8 protein-coding genes are annotated in these 7,699 nt (G+C 38.4%); 1 reads left to right on the plus strand and 7 read right to left on the minus strand.

All coding sequences use genetic code 11. From position 1 onward, the window contains the following. The 7 genes from AC1DDX_RS18370 to AC1DDX_RS18400 form a co-directional block, all read right to left on the minus strand. On the minus strand, positions 1–495 hold a 495-nt coding region (locus AC1DDX_RS18370; RefSeq protein ID WP_477622381.1), incomplete at its 3' end, for a lycopene cyclase domain-containing protein. Further along, complete coding sequence (locus tag AC1DDX_RS18375) at positions 492–962, minus strand: sterol desaturase family protein (RefSeq protein ID WP_477622382.1); 471 nt, start codon at positions 960–962, stop codon at positions 492–494. The genes AC1DDX_RS18375 and AC1DDX_RS18370, both read right to left, overlap by 4 nt. 4 nt (positions 963–966) lie before the next feature. Then, positions 967–1,506: an isopentenyl-diphosphate Delta-isomerase gene (gene idi / locus AC1DDX_RS18380; protein WP_288879409.1), complete on the minus strand. Its 540-nt coding sequence runs from the start codon at positions 1,504–1,506 to the stop codon at positions 967–969. Position 1,507: 1 nt separating this feature from the next. Further along, positions 1,508–2,002, minus strand: coding sequence for a hypothetical protein (locus AC1DDX_RS18385; protein ID WP_337716318.1), 495 nt, complete (start codon positions 2,000–2,002; stop codon positions 1,508–1,510). 8 nt (positions 2,003–2,010) lie between these two features. After that, the gene (locus tag AC1DDX_RS18390) at positions 2,011–2,847 is read right to left on the minus strand and encodes a phytoene/squalene synthase family protein (RefSeq protein ID WP_288879411.1); all 837 of its coding nucleotides are present in this window, start codon (positions 2,845–2,847) and stop codon (positions 2,011–2,013) included. Between the two features lie 2 nt (positions 2,848–2,849). Continuing rightward, on the minus strand, positions 2,850–4,349 hold the full coding sequence (locus tag AC1DDX_RS18395; protein WP_337716320.1) for a phytoene desaturase family protein: 1,500 nt from the start codon (positions 4,347–4,349) through the stop codon (positions 2,850–2,852). Beyond that, entirely contained in the window at positions 4,339–5,235 is an 897-nt protein-coding gene (locus AC1DDX_RS18400; RefSeq protein WP_337716322.1) for a MerR family transcriptional regulator, read from the minus strand. The genes AC1DDX_RS18395 and AC1DDX_RS18400 overlap by 11 nt, the downstream gene beginning before the upstream one ends. Positions 5,236–5,354: 119 nt before the next feature. Here AC1DDX_RS18400 and AC1DDX_RS18405 point away from each other — a divergent pair. Beyond that, positions 5,355–7,699: family 78 glycoside hydrolase catalytic domain (locus AC1DDX_RS18405; RefSeq protein WP_477622383.1), on the plus strand; the 2,345-nt coding region annotated here is incomplete at its 3' end.

Below are 7,699 nucleotides of genomic sequence, written 5' to 3' on the forward strand. Positions count from 1 at the left end.
CAGTATTCCATAGATCAGGTAAAACTTTGGTAACCAGCTTACTTTAAGTATATATCTGGCTACGGCCATCAGTACAGCCAAACCTATAAAAGTTACCATGCTATAAATCTTATCGTTCAACAAAATCCCCGTTATTGCAAATACAAAGATCAACAAAGTGGTTAACACCAACTCTATTCTTTGAGGTAAATTTCTTTTAATCCATAGATCAAGGCAATGATAGGTAAAAACGCAGGAATAAGGAATGCAAAAGAAAAAAAGGATTTCCTCGACAGGCATATTCCCTATTGCTACCCCGATAAGATACCTTGAATTAAAGCCCCAGACTCCTAAACTGGTAAAGTATACATCCCACAAAATAAAAATCATACCCGTTATTATTACTGCAGGGAAAAAGGCTTTCCAGGTTTTATAAAAATTCAGCTTAGGGTGAAAAGAAAATATAAATGGAATGATGGCGGTAAAAAAATCAATAAGCAGATAGGTATACTTCATGATRGCGTTCCTTTACTGCTGAAAAAATATTTGAATGGCACCCATAGCATGCCAAAGCATTCTCCCCGCTCTTTAGTAAGATGTTTATGATGCATTTTATGTGCTCTTCTTATGGCTTTAAAATACCAATGTTCTGAATTTCTAAAGATCTTGAAGCGCTGATGTATAAAAATGTCATGAACAAAAAAATAGGCTGCGCCATATAGCGTTATTCCAATACCGGTCCAAAAAGCTGGAGATATTCCGTAAAAGGAGCCTAACGCAAGGCAAATTATGCCTGGTATTGCAAAAATCAGAAAAAAGAAATCGTTTCTTTCCAGAAAACCATCATGCTCTTTATGATGATGATCTTTATGTAGTGACCAGAGCAGGCCATGCATGATATACTTATGCGTAAACCAGGCAACCCCTTCCATCGCAATAAAAGTTCCTACTGCCACCAGAAAATTTAAAAGCCAGCTGTTCATTTTACTAAATAAATCTGTGATAATAATCCATAATCTGATTAAAACAAATCTTTAACCATTCGGTATAAATTTCGGGATGTTCTGAGATATCCTGCGCTAAAGTCTCCATATCCACATATCTGAATGCCGCTACCTCTGTGTAATCGGGCTGAGGTACTGCATCGCTCATACCAAAGAATACGTGGTCGAATTCGTTTTCTGAAATTCCGTTGGCCAATTTTGCATGGTAGGTAAAATTGAACCCGTAGTTGAGTGTGCACTCCATTCCCATTTCCTCTTTTAGCCTGCGATTAGCAGCATCAATGCTTTGCTCTCCCAAACGCTGGTGACTACAGCAAGTGTTGGTCCATTTCCCGCCGGAGTGGTATTTTTCCTCTGCTCTTTGCTGCAAGAGCAATTGGCCGTCACTATTGAATACAAACACAGAAAATGCCCTGTGAAGCCTTCCCTGGAGGTGAGCCTCCATTTTAGGCATTGTTCCAATAATGTTGTCATGTTCATCCACAAGAATTACGTTTTCAAGCTGTATTTCGTTTTCTATCATCTTATATCTTTTTCAGTTCTTCTGAAGAACAACATTTAGAGTTAAACAAATATTCTTTCACTTTTTGTTTAAGTTCACCGTCGTTTATTTTATTTACCTGAGCTATCAAAAAAGCCTTATCTCCCTTTATATGATCCTTATATCCCAAGAAACCTGGAAGATTTGTTTGAATGCAAAATCTCAGAAATCTGATTTCAATTTCGTGAGGATTGGCTTTTACTGCATGTTCAATTAACTTTCTTCCGTTTTTAAATTTACTCAGTTTATTAAACGGATTTATTAAATATTTAGCTTCCAGCATTTCAGATACACCTTTATAACAAACCAGAATTGATGGAGAACGGGTGTCGACAGTTTTGAGCATTGCTGAAAGTCTGAAAGCAGATTCTTTATTTTCAGCCGCCCTGTAATATAAATCTCGTAATTCAGACAAGTTCGGTTCATTAGCCACAATGATTTTGGATGACAAAAGTGAAATAAAAATAATTAATAACATTAAAACCCTCATAAAGCATTTATTTTATATCTGATGATTGAGTCGCACATTAAACCAATTTTATGACTATTTGAAATTCTTATCCGTTCAGACAACACGCACTCGGCGGTAGTTCTTTTTATTTTATGAAATAATTCCCTATAGTAAATGTAGGCAAGATAAACTCCTCTTCTTGAAGAAGAAGGTAATTGTTTTATCCCCACAAGAGCAGCCTTAAACTCATTTTCAATATCCTCTTCGATCATTTTCTTATCGGCATTTGAAAAACTGGAAAGATTTACACCTGGAAAATATGTTCGGCTAAGGTTATTATAATCGGCCTTAACATCCCTTAAAAAGTTTACTTTCTGAAAAGCAGATCCCAATTTCATAGCCGATTCTGTAAGCCTATTATACTCTTTATCATCACCTTCGGTAAAAACCTTTAAGCACATTAGTCCAACTACCTGTGCCGAACCTAAAATGTATTGGTCGTATTTTTCCTGTGTATAGGTGTTCTGTTCCAGGTCCATTTCCATACTTTTTAGAAACAGATCGATTAGGTTGCCGCTAATCTGATATTGATTAACAGTTTGCTGAAATGAATTCAAAACAGGATTCAGACTTATCCCGGCCTCAATAGCTTCGAAACAATCCCGGCTGAATTTTTCAAGCAGCTTTTGTTTATCATAGTTATGAAAACTGTCGACGATCTCATCGGCCAGGCGAACAAAGCCATAAATAGCATAAATGTGTCTCCTTAGTTTTTTACTTAAAAAATAAATACCAAGTGAAAAACTTGTACTATATCTCTGAGTAGTTATTTTACTGCACTCTGCTGATAGTTTATCAAATATCTCTTTCATAATCAGTGATTAAAGTACTTAACAAGTTGTTGGGCGGCTACATTACCAGAAATAATTGACGGTGGAACACCAGGACCGGGAACGGTTAGCTGTCCAGCATAAAAAAGGTTGTCTATTTTATTATTTTTAAGTGAGGGTTTTAAATTAGCAGTCTGCATTAAGGTATTTGCCAATCCGTATGCATTCCCTCTATAGGAATTGTAATCGGCTATAAAATCAGAAACACAATAACTTTTTTTGTAATCAAGATGCTTCCTTATGGGATTACCGGTATATTTTTCAAGACGGCCGAGGATCAATTCAAAGTATTTCTCCCTTAAAATTTCTCCATCTTCCAATCCGGGCGCAAGGGGCATCAGTATGAACAAATTTTCATGTCCCTCTGGCGCCAGTCCGGTTTCTGTTTTTGAAGGGCAACAAACATAAAAAAGAGGTTTTGAAGGCCATGCAGGTTGTTTATAGATTTCTAAAGCATGCTGTTTCAGGTCCTGATCAAAAAATAAAGTATGGTGCTTTAATTTATCTATCCGGCGATTTACACCTATATAAAATATCAGGCATGAGGGGGCTAGAACACGTTTATCCCAATATGCGTTACTGTAATTCCGGTATTGGTTACCAAGGAGCTTTTCTTCGATATGATGATAATCGGCTGCGGCAATAATACCGTCATACGGCTTTCTTTCATTTTTAAGACCTATTTCACTAACCAATCTGTTGTGAATAGTGAAATCGATTATTGGTTTATCGAAATAAAAATTAACACCCTGCCTTTCAGCCACAGTTTTCATCGCCTTTATAACACTGGAAAAACCTCCCTTAGGGTACCATGTCCCCAATTTTAGACCTGCATAGTTCATCAGGCTATACAGCGCCGGGGTATCCTGCGGCATTGCACCTAAAAAAAGTACGGGAAACTCCATCAAGGCAACCAGTTTAGGGTGCTTAAAAAACTTTTTTACATGTTTACTGAAGGAAGTAAACACCTGAAGCTTAAACACTCCTTTCATCAGGTCAACATCCGCAAATTCGGTTAAGGATAAACCTGGTTTATATACTAGTTTTTCCATTCCTACCTTGTATTTAAATTCTGCTTCTTTTAAAAACTGATCCAGCCTTAGGGCACTACCAGACTCAATTGACTCAAACAAATTCCTTATACCTTGGTAATCCGAAGGAACATCTAGCACCTCATTTTCGCTATAAACGATAGAAAAACCAGGGTCAAGGGCTTCGAGCTCATAAAAATCGCCGGATGTATAGCCAAAATCATTAAAAAACCGTTCAAATACATCGGGCATCCAATACCAGCTTGGCCCCATATCAAATAAATAACCATTCTCAGTAATCAACTGCCTGGCGCGCCCTCCTAACTGTTGGTTCTTTTCATAAACATCGACATGATATCCAGCCTTGCCCATATAAGCCGCGGCACTTAAACCTGCAAAGCCTGAGCCTATAACAGCAATTCTGGAAATATGACCATTCGGTTTAGCTGCCATGTTTTATAGTTTTAATTGTTTCCTCGAATGCTTCTATTGATTGAAGAGCGCTAACATTCCCCTTCAGCGCTAATTCAGGAATAAGCTTATTGTTTCCAGCGATATATATTTTGGTTTGTTGAAAGTGTTCGGCCAGCTGATTTAGGTACTGGTTTGCGTTAGCAACGGGTCTCGATCGTACCAAAAAAAGCAGCATATGATCAATCCTATTGTGAAGCATTGCATCTATAAGAGATTCAAACGGAACTCTTCCACCAAGAAAGATCACCTTTTGACCGTAACTTCTAAGCATATAATTCGCAAACAGCAAACCAATGTCATGGTCTTCATCCTCAGGTAAAAATAATAGCCAGGTAGATTTTGTTTTAGACTTTAATGGAATCTGATTAATAGCAGCAAATATTTTCTGCCTGATAATATTGGATAAAAAATGTTCCTGAGCCGGACAAATGTTGTCCCTGCGCCACATCAGTCCGAGTCTGACCAATAATGGATAGATAACATTCTTGTAAGCAAATGGTAAACCGAAATCGGCAATACATTTTGAGATTAACTCATCAAATTCCCTTTCGTTGTATGCAAGTCCAAACCCAAGCAACTGTGATATATAGAATTCGCAATTTGCATCTGGGGAAACAGTGCTGTCGATTTCCTTTTTTAACAAGTTGTCGATTTCCTGCTCGGAAAGTGCACATACCTGAGATATTTTTAAACCAGACTGGCTAAGACTCACGATGTTTAATAATTTACGAAGTTGATGATCATCATAAAACCGTGTATTTCCAGCCGAACGCATCGGGGTAAGTGCCTTGTATCTACGTTCCCATATTCTAATGGTATGGGTCTGTACACCAGAAAGTTGTTCGAGCTCAGATATAGAATACATTTTACGTTGTCTAAATAAATTTTAAATTATCTAGACAAACATACTAAAAGTTATGATAGTTTTAACACAGTTTATTTTATGATTTTGATATGAATAAAAGAACATGCATTTTTATTTATATGAAACCTAAACCATTAATTCTTCTTTTCTGCTTGATATTGTCCTTCTTCCCGTTTTTAACATCTGCCAGGGATGTTCTGCAGCCAAATTCATTAACCTGTGAATACGCGAGTAATCCGCTGGGTATTACATCCCAAACGCCTAAATTAAGCTGGTTCATCGCCTCATCACTCAGAAATACACAGCAAGCCGCATGGCAGGTACTCGTTGCAGATAACCTGACTGATTTGAGTAAAAATATTGGTAACATCTGGAATTCTAAAAAGATAAACTCCAATCAGTCCATACAGGTCCCTTACAAGGGAAGGCATTTACTGTCTGCAAAAACCTATTATTGGAAAGTTAAGATATGGGACAATCATGGAAATATATCGTCATGGAGCAAGACAGCGATGTGGCGAATGGGCTTATTGAACAGCGGCGACTGGCTTGGGGCAAAATGGATTGCTTATGAAGAATTACCCGCCGCTGAACGTATTGTACCGGCAATACACTTACGGGGTGATTTTGCTCCACAAAATGACATCCTCCCACTCTTTAGAAGAGATTTTTCAATAAAAAGAAAACTTAAAAACGCAACAGCATTTATCTCAGGATTGGGTCATTTCGATCTTAGCATTAATGGTTCAAAAGTAGGTGACCATATTTTGGATGCCGGGTGGACGCAATATGATAAACATGCTTTATATGTAACGTTTGACATAACAGATCAGCTCAAAAAAGGCGATAATACTATAGGTGTTATACTTGGTAATGGTTTTTATTTTATACCAAGAGATGATCGATACAGAAAACTAACGGGCGCTTATGGATTCCCAAAATTAATTTGCAGGGTTTTATTGGAGTATAGTGATGGCAGTACCGAAAATATTATCAGTGATGAGCAATGGAAAACTTCTCCATCACCAATAACCACTACCAGTATTTATGGTGGCGAGGATTACAATGCAACGCTTGAACAGAATAACTGGGATAAGCCAGGATTTGATGATTCGAAATGGAGAAAGGCCGTTATTGTAACTGGCTCTCCTGTTTTAAACTCGCAAACGGCAGAACCTGTAAGGCTATTTGAAACCTTTACTCCTGTTAAAATATCGAGCCCTAAGCCAGGCATATGGGTTTACGACATGGGTCAGAATGCTTCCGCAATCCCGGCAATAGAGACAAATGGCAAAAAGGGTGCGGTAGTACGGATTACTCCTGCAGAACTGTTAAATCCAGATGGAACTGTTAACCAATCTGCATCCGGTGTGCCGCATTATTACGATTATACTTTGAAAGGAGAAGGTAACGAGAAATGGCAGCCACGCTTTACTTACTATGGCTTTAGATATTTGCAGGTTGAAGGGGCCGTTCCTGAAAAAGAAGAAAACCCAAACAATTTACCTGTATTAACCTCTTTAAAAAGCCTACACCTTAGAAATGCTGCAGAAAATATTGGCAGTTTCAATTCATCAAATGAATTGTTTAACAAGACTTTTAAGTTAATAGACTGGGCAATTAAAAGAAATATGGTGAGCGTTTTTACCGATTGTCCGCACCGGGAAAAACTAGGCTGGTTGGAAGAGGCTCACCTTATGGGTGGATCGGTACAGTACAACTATAACGTAGCATCTCTGTGCAGAAAGATAATCAGAGATATGATGGCGGCACAAACAGCTGACGGATTGATTCCGGATATTGCACCTGAGTACACACATTTTGATGGTGGCTTCCGTGACTCTCCTGAATGGGGAAGCAGCGGGGTGATCTTACCCTGGTATGTTTACAAATGGTATGGCGATAAGGATGCGCTTGAAGAAAGCTATCCGATGATGCAGAAATACATTGCTTATCTGGGTACCAAAGCGACTAACCATATGCTTGATCATGGTTTGGGCGACTGGTTTGATATTGGGCCTAATTCGCCGGGTGAGGCGCAGCTTACTCCAAAGAAATTTACGGCTACCGCTATTTATTATTACGACATTGAAATTATTAGTAAAGTTGCCGCGCTGCTCGGTAAAACAGAAGATTCCAGGAAATATAGCGATTTGGCTTTAGCGGTTAAAAATGCCTTTAACACTACTTTCTTTAACAAAGAAACCAAACAATATTCAACCGGCAGTCAGACTGCCTATGCGATGGCAGCTTATATGAATTTAGTTGAACCTGAATATAAGGAAGCAATTATAGCTAATCTGGTGAAGGAGATTAAAGGAAGAAAAAACAGCCTTACTGCCGGCGATATTGGCTACCGCTATGTACTTAAGGTGTTGGACGATGCCGGTCGTTCGGATGTAATTTACGATATGAACAGCAAATCTGACGTACCAGGCTATGGCTGGCAGCTGGAACATGGTGC

The sequence above is a fragment of the Pedobacter sp. 10L46_2 genome, from assembly GCF_056395165.1.

What these genes read in the sequence shown, in the direction of transcription:
- idi (WP_288879409.1), bottom strand. Translation starts at nt 1,506, where the DNA reads ATGATAGAAAACGAAATACAGCTTGAAAACGTAATTCTTGTGGATGAA.
- AC1DDX_RS18385 (WP_337716318.1), bottom strand. Translation starts at nt 2,002, where the DNA reads ATGTTATTAATTATTTTTATTTCACTTTTGTCATCCAAAATCATTGTG.
- AC1DDX_RS18390 (WP_288879411.1), bottom strand. Translation starts at nt 2,847, where the DNA reads ATGAAAGAGATATTTGATAAACTATCAGCAGAGTGCAGTAAAATAACT.
- AC1DDX_RS18395 (WP_337716320.1), bottom strand. Translation starts at nt 4,349, where the DNA reads ATGGCAGCTAAACCGAATGGTCATATTTCCAGAATTGCTGTTATAGGC.
- AC1DDX_RS18400 (WP_337716322.1), bottom strand. Translation starts at nt 5,235, where the DNA reads ATGTATTCTATATCTGAGCTCGAACAACTTTCTGGTGTACAGACCCAT.